The sequence below is a fragment of the Pseudomonas sp. NPDC089569 genome, from assembly GCF_050280625.1.
In the GTDB taxonomy this organism is placed as follows: domain Bacteria; phylum Pseudomonadota; class Gammaproteobacteria; order Pseudomonadales; family Pseudomonadaceae; genus Aquipseudomonas.
Window position 1 is genome coordinate 1 of the sequence record NZ_JBNNVQ010000246.1, and the last position, 1,873, is coordinate 1,873.

The 1,873-nt window shown below is 63.1% G+C and carries 1 protein-coding gene; it reads left to right on the forward strand.

The genetic code is table 11. The annotated features are described in order from the left end of the window. Nucleotides 1-16 precede the first annotated feature (16 nt). A partial coding sequence (gene acs, locus ACQKP2_RS32730; protein WP_427582366.1) for an acetate--CoA ligase occupies nucleotides 17-1,873 on the forward strand: 1,857 nt, incomplete at its 3' end.

A 1,873-nucleotide genomic window follows, 5' to 3' on the forward strand; every position in this document is an offset into this window, starting at 1 on the left:
CACCGAGGTAAGAAAGATGAGTGCGGCTTCCCTGTATCCCGTTCGTCCCGAGGTTCTGGCCAATACCCTGACCGACGAGGCGACCTACAAGGCCATGTACCAGCAGTCGGTCGTCAACCCGGACGGTTTCTGGCGTGAGCAAGCCAAGCGCCTCGACTGGATCAAACCTTTCACCACGGTGAAGCAGACGTCCTTCGACGATCATCATGTCGACATCAAATGGTTCGCCGACGGCACCCTGAACGTTTCCTACAACTGCCTGGACCGGCATCTGGCCGAGCGCGGCGATCAGGTCGCGATCATCTGGGAAGGCGATGACCCTTCCGAAAGCCGCCACATCACCTACCGCGAACTGCATGAACAAGTCTGCAAGTTCGCCAACGCCCTGCGTGGCCAGGACGTGCACCGCGGCGACGTGGTGACCATCTACATGCCGATGATCCCCGAAGCCGTGGTCGCCATGCTGGCCTGTACCCGGATCGGTGCGATTCACTCGGTGGTGTTCGGCGGGTTCTCGCCGGAAGCTTTGGCCGGTCGCATCATCGACTGCCGCTCCAAAGTGGTGATCACCGCCGACGAAGGCATCCGTGCCGGCAAGAAGATTTCGCTCAAGGCCAACGTCGACGACGCGCTGACCAACCCGGAAACCAGCAGCATCCAGAAAGTCATCGTGTGCAAGCGCACCGGTGGCGACATCAAGTGGAACCAGCACCGCGACATCTGGTACGAAGACCTGATGAAAGTGGCCGGCACCGTGTGCGCGCCGAAGGAAATGGGCGCCGAGGAAGCGCTGTTCATCCTCTACACCTCCGGTTCCACCGGCAAGCCCAAGGGCGTGCAGCACACCACCGGCGGTTATTTGCTGTATGCGGCCATGACCCATGAACGTGTATTCGATTACCGTCCGGGGGAAATCTACTGGTGCACCGCCGACGTCGGCTGGGTCACCGGCCACAGCTATATCGTCTACGGCCCGCTGGCCAATGGTGCGACCACGCTGCTGTTCGAAGGCGTGCCGAACTATCCGGACATCACCCGGGTGGCCAAGATCGTCGACAAGCACAAGGTCAATATCCTCTACACCGCACCGACCGCGATCCGCGCGATGATGGCGCAGGGCACGGCGGCGGTGGAGGGCGCCGATGGCAGCAGCCTGCGCCTGCTCGGTTCGGTCGGCGAGCCGATCAACCCGGAAGCCTGGGACTGGTACTACAAGCATGTCGGCCAGTCGCGCTGCCCGATCGTCGACACCTGGTGGCAGACCGAAACCGGCGGCAACATGATGAGCCCGCTGCCGGGGGCGCACGCCATGAAGCCGGGGTCGGCGGCGCGGCCGTTCTTCGGGGTGGTGCCGGCGCTGGTGGACAACCTGGGCAACATCATCGAGGGCGAGGCCGAAGGCAACCTGGTGATTCTCGATTCGTGGCCAGGTCAGGCGCGTACTTTGTACGGCGACCATGACCGCTTCGTCGACACCTACTTCAAGACCTTCCGTGGCATGTACTTCACCGGTGACGGCGCGCGCCGCGATGCCGACGGCTACTACTGGATCACCGGGCGCGTGGACGACGTGCTCAACGTCTCCGGCCACCGCATGGGCACCGCCGAGATCGAAAGTGCGATGGTCGCCCACCCGAAAGTCGCCGAAGCCGCGGTGGTCGGCGTGCCGCACGACATCAAGGGGCAGGGCATCTATGTCTACGTCACCCTGGTCAGCGGCGAAGAGCCGAACGAACAACTGCGCCTGGAACTGAAAAACTGGGTGCGCAAGGAAATCGGCCCGATTGCCTCGCCGGATGTGATCCAGTGGGCGCCGGGCCTGCCGAAGACGCGTTCGGGCAAGATCATGCGGCGGATTCTGCGCAAGATTGCC